Genomic DNA, 17,746 nt, shown 5'->3' on the forward strand with positions numbered 1-17,746 from the left:
TCATTGGGGAGGCGGGGGCCATGCAAACCGTGAGCCGTACCGGACTGGTGACCGCGGGCCTGGGACTGGGGGCGGTCGGTGGGTTCATCGGCAGCCTGCTCAGGGAGCGAAGCGCTCTGACAGCAGCTCGCGACGCTGCGGGCGACGGAAGCGAGGAACATCCTTCATGGGGCGCCGGCTCGTACCGCTCACGCTGGACAACCTTCCGGACCTTCCCAAGCGCTGTCGCGCGTGTGTCTTCTGGGAACTGGATCCCGTCAGTGGGGAAGCCGCGGTAAAGACGGGAAGGCCCGAACTCGAGAAGGAGGCGTGGATCTCTGCCGTCCTTCTGGAGTGGGGATCCTGCGGCCGCGTGGTCTACGTGGACGACGTACCGGTGGGCTTCGTGCTGTACGCGCCCCCTGCCTACGTACCCCGCTCCACCGCGTTTCCCACGAGCCCGGTCTCACCGGACGCCGTCCAGCTGATGACCGCCTTCATCATGCCGGGCTATCAGGGGCAGGGGCTCGGCCGGGTGATGGTGCAGACGGTCGCCAAGGATCTGTTGCGCCGAGGGTTCAAGGCGATCGAGGCTTTTGGGGACGCACGGTGGAAGGAACCGGCCTGTGTGCTCCCCGCCGACCATCTCCTCGCGGTCGGCTTCAAGACGGTGCGCCCCCACCCCCGGTACCCCCGTCTGAGGCTGGAACTGCGGACGACGCTCTCCTGGAAGGAAGACGTGGAGTTGGCTCTGGACCGCCTCCTGGGAGCGGTACAGAAGGAACCGGCGCTTCGTCCTCTGTAGCCGTGTAGCCGTGTAGCCGTGTAGCCGTCCGCCGGCACCACCCCTCCGTCATGCGAATGGGCCAGCCCTTCCGGGCTGGCCCATTCGTGTTTCACGTGAAACATCGCCGTCGCTGAAGGACGGCGCTTCCGGTCAGACGGTCTTCTCGGCGCCCTCGGTGATGAAGTCCTCCAGGTCGCGGACGATCGCGGCCTTCGGCTTCGCACCCACGATGGTCTTGGCGACCTCGCCCCCCTGGTAGACGTTCAGGGTCGGGATGGACATGACGCCGTACTTGGCGGCCGTACCCGGGTTCTCATCGATGTTGAGCTTGACGACCTCGATCTGGTCGCCGTACTCCGCGGCGATCGCCTCGAGGGACGGCGCGATCTGACGGCACGGACCGCACCAGGCGGCCCAGAAGTCCACCAGGACGGGCTTGTCGTTCTTGAGGACGTCCTGCTCGAAGGAATCGTCGGTCACGTTCTTCAGGGTGCCGGCCACGGCGGGCTCCTTAACTGGTTGGTGCGGTGGGGCGGACGGGGGTCAGACGGTGGCAGCCGCAGCGGTCTCGCTGTCCGCGAGGGCAGCGAGGTAGCGCTCGGCGTCGAGGGCGGCGGAGCAGCCGGTGCCGGCCGCGGTGATCGCCTGGCGGTACGTGTGGTCGACGACATCACCGGCGCCGAAGACACCGGTCAGGTTCGTCCGGGTCGAAGGCGCTTCGACCTTGAGGTAGCCCTCCTCGTCCAGGTCGAGCTGGCCCTTGAAGAGTTCGGTGCGCGGGTCGTGGCCGATCGCGATGAACAGGCCGGTCACCGCCAGGTCGGAGATCTCACCGGTCTTGAGATTGCGCAGCTTCAGGCCGGCAAGCTTGGGGTCGCCCTCGATAGTGGCGATCTCGCTGTCCCAAACGAAGTTGATCTTCGGGTCGGCGAAGGCACGCTCCTGCATCGCCTTGGAGGCGCGCAGGGTGTCGCGGCGGTGCACGATCGTCACGGACTTGGCGAAGCGGGAGAGGAAGGTGGCCTCCTCCATCGCGGTGTCGCCACCGCCGATCACGGCGATGTCCTGGTCCTTGAAGAAGAAGCCGTCACAGGTCGCGCACCACGAGACGCCGCGCCCGGAGAGCGCGTCCTCGTTGGGCAGACCGAGCTTTCGGTGCTGCGAGCCCGTCGTGACGATGACGGCCTTGGCGCGGTGCACGGTGCCCGCGGTGTCCGTGACGGTCTTGATCTCGCCCGTCAGGTCGACGGCGACGACATCGTCCGGGATCAGCTCGGCACCGAAACGCTCGGCTTGGGCGCGCATGTTGTCCATGAGCTCGGGGCCCATGATGCCGTCCTGGAAACCGGGGAAGTTCTCCACCTCGGTGGTGTTCATCAGCGCACCACCGGCGGTGACGGCGCCTTCGAAGACCAGCGGCTTCAGCGACGCGCGCGCGGTGTAGAGCGCTGCCGTGTAGCCGGCAGGCCCGGATCCGATGATGATCACGTTACGGACGTCGCTCACGGCTTGATTCCTCGTCTCTGGAGACTGCTGCGTACTACCGGTGGGAGCCTCTCTCAGAACTCTCACCCCACCCAACGGATCCTAAGGGGCTTGCATTCCCTCTGTGTCCGGGCACACGGAGACGGGACACCGCACAGAGATCCCATGGGGTTATTGGGGAGGGGGCCGGTCGACGCGGAGCCGCTCAGGAGCGCGCGTACGAGTGCGTCAGCAGGAGCTTGCCAGGGGACGCCGAAGCCTGCTTTACGCACGCGGCTTCGACGATGTACGCCGTGACCTTCGTGCTGTCGGAGGCGTCGGGCACTACGACGAGATACACCGTCGTCCCCTTGTATGTGCCCTGTTGCGCCGCGAGGATCGTCGCGGTGGTTCCGGTCCCCTTCTGAATGCAGTCGGGGACCTGCACCGTGGGTGTGATCAAGGTGTCGACCCCGGCGGACCCGTTGCCCGTCTCGTTGGACTGGACTCCCCAAGGACGCTTCGGGCTGGCGGAGGGGGTCCTCGCGCTCTTGTTCTTCGCGAGGAGATCCGCGACCTGAGTCTTCAGCTTCCCCTCGGAGAAAGTGTCCTTCGCTCCTTGCTGCGTCACCGTCTGCGGGCTCTTGCCGGAGCCGTCGCCCAGCGACTGCACGAGGATCGTGCCCAGCCCGAGAGCGGCGGCCGTGAACACCGTGCCGAGAACGACCGCCCTGTGGCGCCCACGGCGGGCCCGACGTGAGCGACCGGGGCCGGTGGCGGCGTGGGGACGCCCCGAGGGACGGTCGGTGAGGGAAGCGGGGCTCGGTTCGCCGGACGTGTGTGAAACCCCGGCGAGCGATGTTTCACGTGAAACGCTCGCGCTGTCGTCCTCGGCCGCTTCACGGTCGGGCGCCGTGGCACTCAGGAGAGCCTCCGCCGCAAGGGCGGCGTCGATACGGCCGGCCACATCATCGGGCATGCGCGTGGGGCCTGGCAGAGTGCCGAGCAGCCCCCGGATCTCCTCCAGGGAGTCGTACACGTCGGCGCAGAGCACGCACTCGTCGAGGTGTCGCCGTACGTCCGCGGTGCGGGCAGGCGGGAGCAGCCCCTCGGAGAGGTCGGAGATCTCCGCGACATCCGGGTGCCCGGCCGTATCCGTCGTGGATGTCACGCTCGCCCACCTCCGCCCTTCACAGCAGCTGAATCGCTTGGTCCTGCATCGCGTGGACCTGCATCGTGCGGTCCCGCTGCCGGTGGGACGGATGTCCCCTGCGTCCGGTTCCTTCCGCCGCCCGACTTGTTGCCTCCCTCGCCGCTTCCGTTCTCGGCACGGAGATGGGTGAGCAGTGGCAGCAGTCTGGCTCTGCCCCGTGCGCAACGGCTTTTCACCGTGCCGACGGGTACATCGAGGACGCGGGCCGCCTCTGCCACGGGGTAGCCCTGCATGTCCACGAGGACGAGAGCGGCGCGCTGGTCGGCCGGGAGCGTACTCAGTGCCGTCAGCAGCTCGCGGTGCAGATCGTTGCGCTCGGCCGGGGCGGAGGCGGACTCGTGCGGCTCGAGGAGCTGTTCCAGGCGTTCGGTGTCATCGACGGGAGACGTCTTCCTGGATGCGGCCTTGCGGGCGCGGTCCAGGCAGGCGTTCACCGTGATGCGGTGCAGCCAGGTCGTGACGGCCGACTGGCCGCGGAAGGTGTGAGCGGCCCGGTAGGCGGAGACCAGCGCGTCCTGGACGGCGTCAGCGGCCTCCTCGCGGTCTCCCAGCGTCCTCAGGGCGACTGCCCAGAGCCGGTCGCGATGGCGCCGCACGATCTCGCCGAAGGCCTCGTGGTCGCCCTCTACGTGACGGGCGAGGAGGTCCTGATCGCTTGCGTCGCCGTATCCGGTTTCATCGGCCATCGGACCCCCTCCCCTTCGTCGACGGACGTCAGCCGGTGAACTTCACGTCCGTGATGGCTTGCTTGTAGCCGGCGCCGCTGTACTGATCACCGGACGCGTAGGGCATCGCCGTGATCCAGAGCAACACGTACTGAGTCTTCGCCTTCTGGCTGACCGTGATCTTCGCGCTGGTGCCGCTCGTCGTGATGGTCCCGATCTTCGTCATCGAATCCACCGACGTCGAGGAACCCATCGAGTCCGTCCCATAGAGGGTGATCGTCGTGTGATCACCGGGGTACCGGAGCCCTATCGAAGCCGCCGTGACGGTTTGCTGCGAACCGAGGTCGTAGACGATGCCGACGCCGGGCTTGAAGGCCGGCTTCATCTCCGGACCGTCCACGAAACTCTTGCTCCGCCAGTACGTCGAGCTGTCGCCGTCGTAGGTCTTGCCCACGTCCCCGGGCGCCTGGGCGTCACCCTTCGCGACGTACTCCTGCGCACCCTTGATGGCGATCGGCTTGACCGGCTTGGTCTTGTCGGTGTCCTTGCCGTTGCCGTCCGTCGTCTTGGTCTTCTGCGTGTCGTCGGACTTTGCGCGGTCCATCAGGGCATCCGCGAGCTGCCAGCTGCCGAGGCCCAGGGCGGCGATCAGGAGGGCCGACACGGCCCACTTGAGGGCCTTGCCGGTGCGGCTCTGCAGCGGGGGCGGCGGGGCCGTCACAGGCTGCGTGGCGCCCATGTGGGGCGCGGGGCGGCCGTAGCCCTGCTGGTACGAGGTGCGCTGGTACTCCGGCGGGGCCGTGAACGTGGGCTCCGGCGGCCGGATGCGGGGCATCTCGGCGATCGCCTTCACCAGTTCCTCCGGTGTGGTGCACGGAGTCTCATGGCGGGAGGCGGTCGCGCCGTCGTTGGCGAGCGCACGCATGGCGAGCTCCGACAGGCCCCGGTGGACACCGGCGCGTACCTGGTCGGGGGCGATCAGGCCGACCCCCCTGGGCAGCCCGGACAGACCGTAGGCGTCGTTGTCGTAGGGCCAGCGCTGGGTGAGCGCGGCGTACAGGAGCGCCCCGATCGCCTCCGTGTCGGTGCGCTGAGGGGTGTCCGAGCTGATACCGCGCAGTGCGGCGTTCACGGCGAGCCCACGGATGCGCCACTGGCCGGACGAGGTACGCAGCACGGCACTGGGCGTCAACCGCAGATGTGCGAGGCCCTCACGGTGCGCGGCGGCCATGGCCTGGGAGACCTGGCTGACCATCTGGTAGGCCTCGTGCACCTCCAGCGGGCCCGAGGCCAACAGCGCGGTCAGCTCCGTGGCGTCCGGCAGCCACTCGTGCACCACATAGACGAGGTCGTTCTCCTCGACCGCGTCCAGGACCTGGACGAACCGGGGATCGCCCAGCAGGGCCGAGGAACGGGCCGCCGCCAGTACGGAGCGGGCCCGTGGATGGTCGGCGGGCAGGAGATGCACGCCGACGGCGCGGCGGAGTTTCTCGTCCACCGCACGCCAACTGCTGAAACCGTCCAGACGGGTGACACACTCCTCGAGGCGGTAACGCCTGGCGAGTTTGTGTCCGCTGTGCAATTCGGGCGGTGAGGCCTTTCCGGGACTCTCGGTCCCGCCGCTCCCCTGTGCCTCTTCGCTGTCCGTCTCCCGCTCCCGGTTCTGGGCCACCCCGTCGGACGTGGACTGGCCCGCCTTGGCGGTCAGCGGCTCGTCGCCGCTGTTGTCTGCCACGTCGACGGCAGCTGTGCTCCGTTCCGCCACCGTCGTTCCCGCCTCCCCATTCGTTGCGCGCTGTCCGACGCAGAAACCAATTGTGCCCACAGTCCGGCGCTATGCACGACACACGGCGACGGACGATGGTTGTGCGCCTACCCCCGCCTTAGCGCCCCAGGCGCCCGCGGACCATTCCGACCATTGAGTTGAGTTCTTCGATGCGCATCTTCCGCGCGGCGACGTAGAAGACGCCGAGCAGGGCGATGCCGCCCGCGAGGAGGGCCGCCAGGGAGCCCCCGACGCCCTGTCCGAGGGTGTGGCCGATGCCGTAGCAGGCCGCGCCGCTCAGCAGGGCCGCAGGCACCGAGGCGATGCCGAGACGGGCGTAGGTCCGCAGGACGCGTTTGCCGTCCAGGTCCCCGCCGAGCCGCTTGCGCAGCCGGCTCCAGGCGACGCCGACGCCGATCGCGTAGGCGAGACCGTAGGAGGCGGCCATGCCGACCACGGCCCAGCGGGCCGGCAGCACGAAGTAGCACGCGGCGGAGGCCACGGCGTTGACGGCGGCGACGATGACCGTGTTGTAGAACGGGGTGCGTGTGTCCTCGTACGCGTAGAAGGCACGCAGGACGACGTACTGCACGGAGTACGGGATCAGGCCGAGGCCGAAGGCCATGAGCATGAAGCCCATGTTGGTGGCTTCGCTGGTGCCCGAGGAACCGAAGATCAGGGTGCACATCGGGATACCGAGGGCGACGAAGCCGAAGGCGATCGGCACGATGGCCACGGCAGTCGTGCGCAGTCCCTGAGAGATGTCGTCACGGACGGCTCCGCTGTCTCCCTCATGGGCCGAACGGGCGATGCGCGGCAGCAGTGCCGCCATCAGCGAGACCGTGATGATGGCCTGCGGCAGGCCCCACACGAGCTGGGCGTTGGCGTAGGCGGAGAAGCCGACACCCTTGACCTTGCTGTCATTGGTGGCGGCGGTGGCCAGCTGGGTGACGACGAGGGCGCCGGCCTGGTTGGCGAGGACGAAGAGCACGGTCCACTTGGCGAGCATCGCGGCCTTGCCGAGGCCGTGGCCCTTCCAGTCGAAGCGCAGCCGCATCCGGAATCCGGTCTCGCGCAGATACGGAATCATCGCGAGGGCCTGCACGACGAGGCCGAGGAGGACGCCGACGCCGAGGAGCCGCTGCCCGTCCGGCGGGATGTTGGTGACCTCCATGCCGGAGTTCGCCGCGGTGCCGTACACCCAGATGAACATGCCGAGCGTCACGATGATGACGATGTTGTTCAGGACCGGGGTCCACATCATCGCGCCGAATTTCCCGCGGGCGTTGAGGATCTGGCCCATCACCACGTGGATGCCCATGAAGAAGATCGTGGGCAGGAAGTAGCGGGTGAAGGTGACGGCGACCTCATTGGCCGCGGGGTTGTTCGCGACCGACGTCGACAGCATCCGGACGAGCAGGGGGGCGGCGAAGACCGCGACCGCGGTGAGGAGGCCGAGCGCCACCATGACGAGGGTCAGCAGCCGGTTGGCGAAGGCCTCACCGCCGTCCTCGTCGTCCTTCATGGCGCGTACCAGCTGTGGCACGAAGACCGAGTTGAGGCCACCGCCCACAGTGAGGATGTAGATCATCGTCGGCAGTTGGTAGGCGACCTGGAAGGAGTCGCCCAGGAAGCCGATACCCAGGGCCGAGACGATCAGCGCGGAGCGGATGAAGCCGGTGAGCCGGGACACCAGCGTGCCCGCCGCCATCACGGCGCTCGACTTCAGCAGACCCGACGCGCGTCCGGCGGGCTTCTTCGCGGTGGGCGCCGACTCGGGCGCGGGGGTCTGCGGGGCGGCCGGGGCCGGCTCGTGGGTCGGCGACGGTACGCCGGGCGGGGCGACGGACGTACGGGTGCCCGCCTGGCCCTGGTCGCGGAAGAGGTGGGCGAAGGCGTCGGGCTCGTGCTGCTGCTCGCCGGCCTGGGTGACGAGGTCGTCCACACCGACGAACTGGGTCGTGCGGGCGTCCTCGCCGTAGGGCAGATGCCGTGTCGGGCCCGCGGGCTCCGGCGGGGGCGTCTGGGCCCACACACGGGGGTCGGGGGTGTACTGCGAGGCAGGCGGCTGGGCGTAGAGCGGCTGCTGCGGGTAGTAGGAGCCCGGGGGCGGCGGGGGGTGCGCCGCACGGTCGTAGAGCGCCTCGGTCACCGGATCCTGGGCGGCGAGGTCCTGCGCCCGGTACGGGTCCTGGGTATAGGCGTCCTGGAAGTACATGTCCTGGTACTGCCCCTGCGGCTGCTGCGCGGGGTCGGCCGGTGGCCCCTCCGGGTACCCCTCGGGGTAGCCGGCGTTGGCCATGCCCTGGTCCGGGTAGCCCTCGGGGTAGCCCGAGCCGCCCGCGGCGTGGTCCGGGTAGCCCTCGGGGTAGCCCGAGTTGCCCGCGCCCTGGCCGCGGTCACCGTCGTACGGCGCGTTCATGGTTACCCCACCTCATCGTCCCCGGGCCCACCGGCCACGACATCGCTCAACGGTCCACTCTCTCACCCGTGCCGGACGGGTCGGTGCTTTCCGGTGCGGTGTCCGGTGTCGGGTCACTCGGGTGCTCCGGGTCGTCTGCCCCGGACTCCGTCGTGGACTCCCCGTCGGGACCGTCCTTGGAGCGCTCGGTGTCCTCAGTAGTGTCTACGGTGCCCTCGGCGTCCGTGTTCACGCCGTTCGGGGCCTCGGCCCCGCCCTCGGTGTCGGGGGTGTTCTCCTGCTCCTCCTCGGCCTGGCGGGCTGCCGCGCGCTTGCGCTGGGTGTACATCCGGAATCCGGCGAGCACGAGCAGCAGAACGCCACCGCCGATCACCAGCATCACCGTGGGAGTGATCTCGGTGACCTTCACTTCGAACTTGACGGGGGGACCGTACGCCTGGCCGTCGTCCGTGAACAACTGCGCGACGACCGTCACCGGACCGTTGGCCTTGGCGGAGGTGGTGAACTTCACCGACTGGCTGTGCTCGCCCGCGACCTGGATCGGCCGCTCGTCGAAGGCGTCGTCGCCGATCTTGAGTCGGGTCGGCTGCTGGGAGGTGAGACGCAGCACCAGGTGGTGGACGCCCTGCACGAGGTTGTTCTGCACCGTCACGGGGATCGTGGCACTGCGGCCCGAGAGCTTCGCGTCGGACTTGTCGATCAGCCTGACGAGACCGGTGAGGTCGTCGAGGTACGACTCGACGCCCTTGCGGAAGGTCTCCGCCTGGTCGGCACGACCGCGCCAGGACGTGGACATCCCTCGGTCTATGGCCCGACCGAAGGGAGTGACCACGCGGGACTTGTCGGTGAGGATGACCTTGAAGTTGTCGAGCGCGCTCTGTGTGCGCTGGATCTGCTCGAAGGCCGACCGCGGCATCTCCTGCTTGCGCAGCGAGGAGGGGTACGAGGACGCCGAGGGCACCTTCGTCGTGGCGCTCGGGTCCGGCTTGGCCTTGGCGGCCGCGGAGAGGTTCTGGGAGTCGGACCAGTTCCCGTCCTGGAGGGTCCTCACCGCCGTCGCCATGGTCTGGGCCTGGCTCACGGAGGGCGTCCGCTGCGGGGCGACGACGATGCTCCGCTGCTTGCTCGGCTCCTGCAGATCGACCATCAGGCTCTGGGCCAGGAATTCCTGCACGGCGAGCGTCGAGTTGTCGGCCTTCGCCATGTCGCCCTCGAACGCGGTCGACAGCCTGGAGTCCGCGACCACCGCCGTCGTGCCGCCCCCGATGGGGCGGGCGGCGGTGGGCGTGTAGGTGAGCCCGCCGGTCTCGCGCAGGCTGTCGCTGCGGGCGATCACCTTGTCGGCCCCTGCGGAGGTGGCGACCTTGACGATCGACGCATCGACCGCGCCCTCGGCGGGCCAGGCGAAGTCCGTGTTCGGCTTCACATGGAGGATCGTCTGCACCGTGCTGGAGGCCACGTCCGTGGCGTCCTTGAGGTGGCTGAGGGAGCCCGTGACGTCCTTGCCGTTGTGCGCCAGCGACGCCAGGTCGGGATCGGCGAAGGGGAGAGCGACGACTTCCTTTTCCTTGTCCGCGACGCTCTTCTCGAGCTTGTCGAGCCACGCCTTGGCGACGGCCTGGTTCTTGCCCGCCGTCGTGGTGTCGCCGTTCTTGATCTGGTAGTTGCGCGTCATGGCGTCGACGGAGGCCAGCAGGTCCGGGTCGAGGACCCAGGTGACGTCGAGGTCGCTGCCCAGGGACAGGAGCTGGTCCAGGCGGCCGCCCGGGGAGATCTCCTTGGCCAGGTCGTCGTTTTGGAAGACGGGCGTCTGCTGCGCGTCCGAGCCGGTCTCCGCCCGCAGGTGGACCGTCGAGATCAGCGGCCAGAGATACGTCGTCTTCGTCTTCGTGTCGGCGCCGGCGGGCTGCCAGGGCAGGAACGTCCGCTCGATGCCGAGCACCTGGTCCCACGGCTGCGCGGCGGTCTGGCCGGTGAGGGAGACGCCGAGCTGGTACACCCCGTCGGAGTCGAGGTTCAGGTCCTTGACGGGTACCGAGATGCTGAAGTGCTGCGAGACGCCCGCGGCGAGCTTGGAGAACTTCTCGACGTACTTGCCGCCGACCTCCAGGGGGTCCGGGCCCAGCTGGAACCCTGTGCGCTTCTCCGCGTCGTCGATGGCGACCCGGCCCGGGAGGGTCGGGCCCACCCGCAGGCCCACGTGGGCGCCTGTGACCGTCTGCTTGCCCTTGTTGGTGACCGAACCGGAGACGGTGATCGTGTCGCCCTCCGTGGGCGCGCTGGGGGTCAGCGAGTCGAGGGAGATGTCCACCGTGCCTGACCCGGTGGCGTCGGCCACAGCGGCCGTCTGAGCGGCGTGTGCGGCCGGGGAAGAGGGCAGCTGGAGCACGCCGGCCAGCAGGGGCGCACCGGCCAGCAGTGTGCCGGTGCGCCGCAGCCACCGGCGGGCAGGTGAGGGACTCATCCCCTGGAAGTCTGCCGCCTCGGCCACGCGCTCGCCCGTCCCTCGTCATCGTCAGTGGTCGTCGGAATGTGCGTCCACGCATGGTAACGATGTGCGCTGAGGGTAAGTGCCGCGGACCGCTTCACAAGATCAGTAGACAGGGCCGAGTGTCCTGTATGCGTAAGTATTGATCCCCGCATGAGAAGGGGATGGCTGTGCACGTTTTATGGAGGCGCCCGCGAGTGCCTCGGCCACGTACCCTTTTCTGTTGTGCCGAACGCCAACGAAGACAACCCCAGTGCCCTGAGTCAGGTGCAGCGCCGCGCGGTGAGTGAACTGCTGCGGGTGTCCCCTGTCGCCGACGACCTCGCCCGCCGTTTCCAGGAGGCGGGGTTCTCACTCGCCCTGGTCGGTGGCTCGGTCCGGGACGCGCTCCTTGGCCGGCTCGGCAATGATCTGGACTTCACGACCGACGCCCGCCCCGATGACGTATTGAAGATCGTGCGGCCCTGGGCGGACGCCGTCTGGGAGGTCGGGATCGCCTTCGGCACCGTCGGCGCGCAGAAGGACGCCCGCGTGGACGACGTACAGCAGTCCTTCCAGATCGAGATCACGACGTACCGCTCCGAGGCGTACGACCGGACCTCGCGCAAGCCCGAGGTGTCCTACGGCGACTCGATCGAGGAAGACCTCGTGCGCCGTGACTTCACCGTGAACGCGATGGCCGTGGCGCTGCCGGAGAAGGAGTTCATCGATCCGTACGGCGGTCGGGACGACCTGTCCGCGCGGGTCCTGCGCACTCCGGGTACGCCCGAGGAGTCCTTCTCCGACGATCCGCTGCGGATGATGCGGGCCGCACGGTTCGCCGCGCAGCTCGACTTCGAGGTGGCCTCCGACGTCGTCGCCGCGATGACGGACATGGCCGGGCGCATCGAGATCGTCTCGGCGGAGCGGGTGCGGGACGAGCTGAACAAACTGGTCCTCTCCGCTCACCCGCGCAAGGGTCTGACACTGCTCGTGGACACCGGCCTCGCCGACCATGTAATGCCGGAGCTTCCCGCGCTGCGACTGGAGCGTGATGAGCACCACCGGCACAAGGATGTCTACGACCACACGCTGATCGTCCTGGAACAGGCCATGGCGCTCGAGGAAAATGGTCCGGACCTGACGCTCCGGATCGCCGCGCTGCTGCACGACATCGGCAAGCCGAGGACGCGGCGCTTCGAGAAGGACGGGCGGGTCTCCTTCCACCACCACGAGGTGGTGGGCGCGAAGATGACCAAGAAGCGGATGACGGCGCTGAAGTACTCCAACGACCTTGTGAAGGACGTCTCGCGGCTGGTCGAACTTCATCTGCGCTTTCACGGATACGGCACCGGCGAGTGGACGGACTCCGCGGTCCGTCGCTACGTACGTGACGCGGGTCCGCTGCTCGACCGTCTTCACAAGCTGACCCGTTCCGACTGCACTACGCGCAACAAGCGCAAGGCGACGGCGCTCTCTCAGGCGTATGACGGCCTGGAGAAGCGCATCGCCGAGCTCCAGGAGCAGGAGGAACTGGACGCGATCCGTCCCGACCTCGACGGCAACCAGATCATGGAGATCCTTGACATCGGCCCCGGCCCGGCGATCGGTCAGGCGTACAAGTTCCTGCTGGAGCTGAGGCTGGAGAACGGCCCGATGGAGCACGACGCGGCGGTGACGGCACTCAAGGACTGGTGGGCCGAGCAGGAGTGAAGCTCATGGGAAGGGCGCCATGTTTCACGTGAAACATGGCGCCCTTCCCATGAGCCAGAGGGGTCAGCGAGCCATCGTGCTGATCCGCCTGGCCTACACGTTCTGCAGGGAGTAGTTAATGAGCTTGCCGTAGACGTCGGCCCTCATCCACTGCTCCTTGTCGACCTGGAAGACGCTCCCCCTGAACACCACAGAGCCTTCCCAGACGACCGAGGCGTCAGCGTTGTGGCCGCTGGTGCAGTGACCACCTCGTGGGCACCAGCCCCACTCGCTCAGCACCTTCTTTGGGGTGCCCTTGGAAAGGTTGATAACTCCGCTGAGGTTCTTCTTGCCAGCATCGGCGTAGTTCACCTTGGTGATGTCCCGCCCATTGCTGTGGAAGTTCTCCCACAGGCTGAGCTTTATGACCTTGATGCCGAAGTACTTCACATAGGTGGTGTACGTCACTGTGTGATTTCCCTTGGGCAGCGGATGCGCCGCGGCGACGGAAGATCCGCTGATGACGCTCTCTTGCCCAATGGTGACATCGCCGTTGCGCAGCGACGTCTTGCTGCTGGCATTCCTGGAGTATGCGGAAATTCGGGTGCCCTGGTCCGCGGTTTTGTCGAGGAATGACTTGAGCAGGGCCGGGTCGTGAAGGTAGCCGATGAACTTGGTCTGCTCGGCCCGTGTCAGGTGCTGGAACTTCTTGAGGGCATCAGCGGCACCGTCTTCGTGAGAGTGACGCAGGTAGTTGACGTACGCGGCCGGGGTGGCGGCGGGATCGCTTTGCTTGGCCACAGTCTGCGTGGCCTCGGCGGCCGAAACTTGAGATGCGGTGGCGGTGAGGATGGCGACGGTACTGAGTGCCGCTGCTATTCCGCGGGCGGTGCGAGTCTTCATGAAGGTTCCCCGTTTCCTGGACCAAGGGTCTCTTGGCTGTTGCGCTCAGCGTGGTCATCGCCGGCACGAGACGACACGATCGCAGTCAACTTCCCATTGGAACAAGGAATTTGAGGTTCTTCAGAGCGACGGCCGGCGTTCGTTGTTGCCCGCGCAGCGGCGGGACGCATGACGGTGCCGCATCGTGGAGCTGATGCGGCACCATTTGACGCCTGTCGGTGTTTCACGTGAAACACCGTCCCTTGGTACATCCAGATCCGTGGGGCTACTTGTTGGACCCGAGGCACAGCGTGAAGGACTCGCCGGTTTCCTTCCACGTCAGCGCCGCCGTCGTGCCCGTGACGTTCTGACACGTCAGCGAAGGAAGCGAGGCGCCGTCCGCCTTCTTGAGGACCTTGTGCGTGGCCTTGGCGTCGGTGCAGTCGACCTGGATGACGTCCGGGTCGTTCGCGGTCCCCTTGTTGTACAGGCAGTCGCCCACGGCCAGCTTCTTGGCATCCTCGCCGTCGTTGAGCACGAAACCGCCCACGATGACGCTAAGGCCCGCGACAGCGAGGACTATGCGCAGGTACCACTTGACGCCGCGCTTCGGGCGCTGTGGTGCGACCGGAGCGTAGGGAATCGGCCCCTGCTGCGGGAAGCCGGGCTGGCCGGGCTGCTGCGGGTACCCCTGCGGCGGCGGTCCGTACGGAGCCTGACCCTGGGGCGGCTGTCCGTAGGGCTGCTGGCCCTGGGCGAACGGGTTCTGGCCCTGGGGCGGCGGAGTGGTCACTTAGGGGTCCCCCTAGAACGTAAGCGCGTGGCGCGAATAAGACGCACGTAAGTTATCGGGACCGACTGACAACGCAGTAGCCCAGAGAGGCTCTGTGGCCCTGATGTGACACTTACTGCATCTCAAAGCGGGCCATAGCAACAGCAATTGCTGCGTAGACCGCGGCCAGCGTGACGACGAGGACAGCTGAGCGGCCGTCAGGAGGCAGCATCAGGGCGGCTACTGCGGCCGCGCCGACAAAGGCGATGTTGAACAGGACGTCGTAGACGGAGAAGATCCGGCCGCGGTAACCGTCGTCGACCGAGGACTGCACGATCGTGTCGGTGGCGATCTTCGCGCCCTGTGTGGTCAGGCCGAGAACGAAGGCGGCGGCCAGCATGGGCGCCGCCTCGAAAGGGAGGCCGAGCGCCGGCTCCAGGACTGCCGCCGCGGCCGCGCACGCGGCGATCCAGCCGCCGGGTCCCAGTCGTCCCACCGCCCAGGGCGTCACCACGGCCGCGACGAAGAAGCCCGCCCCGGAGATGCCCACGGCCAGGCCCAGCAGGGCGAGCCCGCCGTCGGAGTCGGACGACCAGGCGTACCGGCACAGCATCAGCACCATGACGGTCAGGGCGCCGTAGCAAAAGCGCATCAGGGTCATCGACAGGAGCGCCCAGGCCGCCTCCCGCCGCGCGGGCTCGGCGAGATGGCGCACACCGGCCGCGAGACCGTGCGCGGTGCCGGTGAGCGCCGTACGCAAGCTCGGCTGCACCAATTCCTGATCGGGGCCGAGCAGTTCCGGTGCGATGCGCAGCGAGGCGAGCGCGGCGCACAGATAGAGGGTCGCACCGAGGAGGACGACCGCCGCGTCCGAGTCCGAGGCGACCAGTCGTACGACGAACGCGAGGCCGCCGCCCGCGGTCGCGGCGAGTGTTCCGGCGGTGGGCGACAGGGCGTTGGCCATGACCAGCCGGTGGGAGTCGACGACTCGGGGCAGGGCGGCCGAGAGGCCCGCGAGGACGAACCGGTTGACCGCGGTGACGCACAGCGCGGAGGCGTAGAAGAGCCAGTCGGGGACATGGCTCAGCATCAGTACGGCCGTCACGCAGGCCAGCGTGGTCCGCAGCAGATTGCCGTACAGGAGGACCTGGCGGCGCCGCCAGCGGTCCAGCAGGACGCCGGCGAAGGGGCCGACCAGGGAGTACGGCAGCAGCAGTACCGCCATCGCGGAGGCGATGGAGGCCGCTGAGGTCTGCTTCTCCGGTGAGAAGACGACGTACGTGGCGAGCGCGACCTGGTAGACGCCGTCGGCGCCCTGGGACAGCAACCGGACGCCGAGCAGGCGTCTGAAGCCCTGGAAGCGCAGGAGGACGCGCAGGTCACGCACGACAGCCATGGGGCACAGCCTCACATACGAGGAGGGTCCCCGGGTCAAAGACCCAGGGACCCTCGACGGGCAGGAGCGAAAAGCCCCTCGGCGCTCCGCGCCGTGTCTCGACGGCGCTCGGAGGCCTGTCTTGCTAGCGCTCGACCTCGCCCTTGATGAACTTCTCGACGTTGGCGAAGGCCTCGTCGTCGAAGTACTGGACCGGCGGGGACTTCATGAAGTACGAGGACGCCGACAGGATCGGGCCGCCGATGCCGCGGTCCTTGGCGATCTTCGCGGCGCGCAGGGCGTCGATGATGACACCCGCGGAGTTCGGGGAGTCCCAGACCTCGAGCTTGTACTCCAGGTTCAGCGGGACGTCACCGAAGGCGCGGCCCTCGAGACGGACGTACGCCCACTTGCGGTCGTCGAGCCAGGCCACGTAGTCCGAGGGACCGATGTGGACGTTCTTCTCGCCCATGTCGCGGTCGGGGATCTGCGAGGTGACGGCCTGCGTCTTCGAGATCTTCTTCGACTCGAGGCGGTCGCGCTCCAGCATGTTCTTGAAGTCCATGTTGCCGCCCACGTTGAGCTGCATGGTGCGCTCAAGACGGACACCGCGGTCCTCGAACAGCTTCGCCATCACACGGTGCGTGATGGTGGCGCCGACCTGCGACTTGATGTCGTCGCCGACGATCGGGACGCCCGCCTCGGTGAATTTGTCCGCCCACTCCTTGGTGCCGGCGATGAAGACCGGAAGGGCGTTGACGAAGGCGACCTTGGCGTCGATGGCGCACTGGGCGTAGAACTTCGCCGCGTCCTCGGAACCGACGGGCAGGTAGCAGACGAGGACGTCGACCTGCTTGTCCTTGAGGATCTGGACGATGTCGACCGGCGCCTCGGCGGACTCCTCGATGGTCATGCGGTAGTACTTGCCGAGACCGTCGAGGGTGTGGCCGCGCTGAACCGTGACGCCCTTGTTCGGGACGTCGCAGATCTTGATGGTGTTGTTCTCGCTGGCACCGATGGCGTCGGAGAGGTCGAGGCCGACCTTCTTCGCGTCGACGTCGAAGGCGGCGACGAACTCGACGTCACCGACGTGGTAGTCGCCGAACTGGACGTGCATCAGACCCGGGACCTTGGACGCCGGGTCGGCGTCCTTGTAGTACTCGACGCCCTGCACCAGCGAGGCGGCGCAGTTGCCCACGCCGACGATGGCTACGCGAACCGAACCCATTCCGGTTGCTCCCTGTGTGTACGAGGTGAAGCCCCGACTGGACCTCACGTGGTGGTGTCGTCGGACGGATCCGGCCGGGACTGGTCCCGGTGCCGGGGCAGGCCGCCCGTCTCTCCAGATGTGCTGTTCTGCTGAGCGGAGCCTTCGAAGGCGCCCGGGGAGCTGCCTTCGGGGACACCTCGGGAGGTGCCTTCGGAGGCGGAATCCTTGACGTCCCGTCCTGCTCGCTCGCTCTCGATGAGCTCGTTCAGCCAGCGCACTTCGCGCTCCACGGACTCCATTCCGTGGCGCTGGAGCTCAAGGGTGTAGTCGTCGAGGCGCTCCCTGGTGCGTGCCAGCGAGGCACGCATCTTCTCCAGTCGCTCCTCGAGCCGACTGCGGCGGCCCTCCAGTACGCGCATGCGCACGTCGCGTGACGTCTGCCCGAAGAACGCGAAACGAGCGGCGAAGTGCTCGTCCTCGTACGCGTCGGGCCCCGTCTGCGAGAGCAGCTCCTCGAAGTGCTCTTTACCTTCAGCCGTCAACCGATAGACGATCTTGGCGCGACGCCCAGCAAGCGGAGCGGCGAGGGCGTCCTCGGTGGTGCTCCCCGATTCCTCGATCAACCAGCCGCTCGTGACCAGCGTCTTGAGGCAGGGGTAGAGCGTCCCGTAGCTGAACGCACGGAACACACCCAGTGACGTATTGAGTCGCTTGCGCAGCTCATAGCCGTGCATCGGGGACTCGCGAAGCAGGCCGAGGACGGCGAACTCGAGGATCCCGGAACGCCGGCTCATATCGCCTCCTCCCTGCCGCGGTCTCCTCGGCACGTTCTTTATGCCGAGCTGATGTATCGACTCGATACATCAGCACGATAGATCGGCCGCCCGTCTGCGACAAGGGGGACCATGGTGAACGGCGTCACATCACCGATTCATACGAAGCAAGTTGCCTGATTTGGGGTGAACTTCAGGATTAGCGGTGTTTTGACGGTGCGTAGTCTGTGCGCCATGCAAAACCACCGGGAACCGAGTGACGCCTGAGGGCGTCCTCGTC

The 17,746-nt window shown here is 67.6% G+C and carries 14 protein-coding genes; 2 read left to right on the plus strand and 12 right to left on the minus strand.

Features of this window, described 5'->3' with window-relative positions:
• Nucleotides 1-166 precede the first annotated feature (166 nt).
• Nucleotides 167-784, plus strand: coding sequence for a GNAT family N-acetyltransferase (locus ACZ7M2_RS32605; RefSeq protein ID WP_352051887.1), 618 nt, complete (start codon nt 167-169; stop codon nt 782-784).
• Nucleotides 785-916: 132 nt separating this feature from the next.
• Here ACZ7M2_RS32605 and trxA read toward each other — a convergent pair whose 3' ends face one another.
• The 7 genes from trxA to ACZ7M2_RS32640 all read right to left on the minus strand — a co-directional run bounded on the left by trxA (nt 917) and on the right by ACZ7M2_RS32640 (nt 10,786).
• On the minus strand, nt 917-1,267 hold the full coding sequence (gene trxA, locus ACZ7M2_RS32610; RefSeq protein ID WP_329533345.1) for a thioredoxin: 351 nt from the start codon (nt 1,265-1,267) through the stop codon (nt 917-919).
• 42 nt (nt 1,268-1,309) lie between these two features.
• Nucleotides 1,310-2,272 carry a thioredoxin-disulfide reductase gene (gene trxB / locus ACZ7M2_RS32615; protein ID WP_471598352.1) on the minus strand — a complete coding sequence of 321 codons (963 nt, stop codon included), beginning with the start codon at nt 2,270-2,272 and terminating at the stop codon, nt 1,310-1,312.
• A 184-nt stretch (nt 2,273-2,456) separates the two neighbouring features.
• Entirely contained in the window at nt 2,457-3,401 is a 945-nt protein-coding gene (locus tag ACZ7M2_RS32620) for an anti-sigma factor family protein (protein ID WP_471598353.1), read from the minus strand.
• Nucleotides 3,398-4,129, minus strand: a complete 732-nt coding sequence (gene sigM / locus ACZ7M2_RS32625; protein WP_470056973.1) for an RNA polymerase sigma factor SigM — start codon at nt 4,127-4,129, stop codon at nt 3,398-3,400. Before sigM ends, ACZ7M2_RS32620 begins: the two co-directional genes overlap by 4 nt.
• A 28-nt stretch (nt 4,130-4,157) precedes the next feature.
• Nucleotides 4,158-5,873 (minus strand): protein kinase family protein, encoded by a 1,716-nt coding sequence (locus tag ACZ7M2_RS32630; RefSeq protein ID WP_471598354.1) that lies wholly within the window; start codon nt 5,871-5,873, stop codon nt 4,158-4,160.
• 118 nt (nt 5,874-5,991) lie between these two features.
• Nucleotides 5,992-8,295 (minus strand): murein biosynthesis integral membrane protein MurJ, encoded by a 2,304-nt coding sequence (gene murJ / locus ACZ7M2_RS32635; RefSeq protein ID WP_471598355.1) that lies wholly within the window; start codon nt 8,293-8,295, stop codon nt 5,992-5,994.
• A 46-nt stretch (nt 8,296-8,341) separates the two neighbouring features.
• Nucleotides 8,342-10,786: a DUF6049 family protein gene (locus ACZ7M2_RS32640; protein ID WP_471598356.1), complete on the minus strand. Its 2,445-nt coding sequence runs from the start codon at nt 10,784-10,786 to the stop codon at nt 8,342-8,344.
• Between the two features lie 222 nt (nt 10,787-11,008).
• Between ACZ7M2_RS32640 and ACZ7M2_RS32645 the strand changes: the two genes are divergently transcribed.
• Nucleotides 11,009-12,475 (plus strand): CCA tRNA nucleotidyltransferase, encoded by a 1,467-nt coding sequence (locus ACZ7M2_RS32645; protein ID WP_471598357.1) that lies wholly within the window; start codon nt 11,009-11,011, stop codon nt 12,473-12,475.
• 93 nt (nt 12,476-12,568) lie between these two features.
• Here ACZ7M2_RS32645 and ACZ7M2_RS32650 read toward each other — a convergent pair whose 3' ends face one another.
• From ACZ7M2_RS32650 to ACZ7M2_RS32670, 5 genes are all read right to left on the minus strand, one after another.
• Complete coding sequence (locus ACZ7M2_RS32650; protein WP_471598358.1) at nt 12,569-13,357, minus strand: hypothetical protein; 789 nt, start codon at nt 13,355-13,357, stop codon at nt 12,569-12,571.
• A 265-nt stretch (nt 13,358-13,622) separates the two neighbouring features.
• A complete protein-coding gene (locus ACZ7M2_RS32655) occupies nt 13,623-14,129 on the minus strand; it encodes an LppU/SCO3897 family protein (protein ID WP_471598359.1) in 507 nt (168 codons plus the stop codon).
• 112 nt (nt 14,130-14,241) lie between these two features.
• Nucleotides 14,242-15,504 (minus strand): MFS transporter, encoded by a 1,263-nt coding sequence (locus tag ACZ7M2_RS32660; protein ID WP_471598360.1) that lies wholly within the window; start codon nt 15,502-15,504, stop codon nt 14,242-14,244.
• 124 nt (nt 15,505-15,628) lie between these two features.
• On the minus strand, nt 15,629-16,711 hold the full coding sequence (locus ACZ7M2_RS32665; protein WP_067376714.1) for an inositol-3-phosphate synthase: 1,083 nt from the start codon (nt 16,709-16,711) through the stop codon (nt 15,629-15,631).
• 44 nt (nt 16,712-16,755) lie between these two features.
• Nucleotides 16,756-17,487, minus strand: coding sequence for a PadR family transcriptional regulator (locus ACZ7M2_RS32670; RefSeq protein WP_355311544.1), 732 nt, complete (start codon nt 17,485-17,487; stop codon nt 16,756-16,758).
• Nucleotides 17,488-17,746 lie beyond the last annotated feature (259 nt).

The sequence above is a fragment of the Streptomyces sp. NPDC111507 genome (assembly GCF_055638955.1).

Excerpts from the sequence above, each read along its gene's own strand:
- ACZ7M2_RS32605 (WP_352051887.1), top strand. The coding sequence starts at position 167 with ATGGGGCGCCGGCTCGTACCGCTCACGCTGGACAACCTTCCGGACCTT.
- sigM (WP_470056973.1), bottom strand. The coding sequence starts at position 4,129 with ATGGCCGATGAAACCGGATACGGCGACGCAAGCGATCAGGACCTCCTC.
- murJ (WP_471598355.1), bottom strand. The coding sequence starts at position 8,295 with ATGAACGCGCCGTACGACGGTGACCGCGGCCAGGGCGCGGGCAACTCG.
- ACZ7M2_RS32650 (WP_471598358.1), bottom strand. The coding sequence starts at position 13,357 with ATGAAGACTCGCACCGCCCGCGGAATAGCAGCGGCACTCAGTACCGTC.
- ACZ7M2_RS32660 (WP_471598360.1), bottom strand. The coding sequence starts at position 15,504 with ATGGCTGTCGTGCGTGACCTGCGCGTCCTCCTGCGCTTCCAGGGCTTC.
- ACZ7M2_RS32665 (WP_067376714.1), bottom strand. The coding sequence starts at position 16,711 with ATGGGTTCGGTTCGCGTAGCCATCGTCGGCGTGGGCAACTGCGCCGCC.
- ACZ7M2_RS32670 (WP_355311544.1), bottom strand. The coding sequence starts at position 17,487 with ATGAGCCGGCGTTCCGGGATCCTCGAGTTCGCCGTCCTCGGCCTGCTT.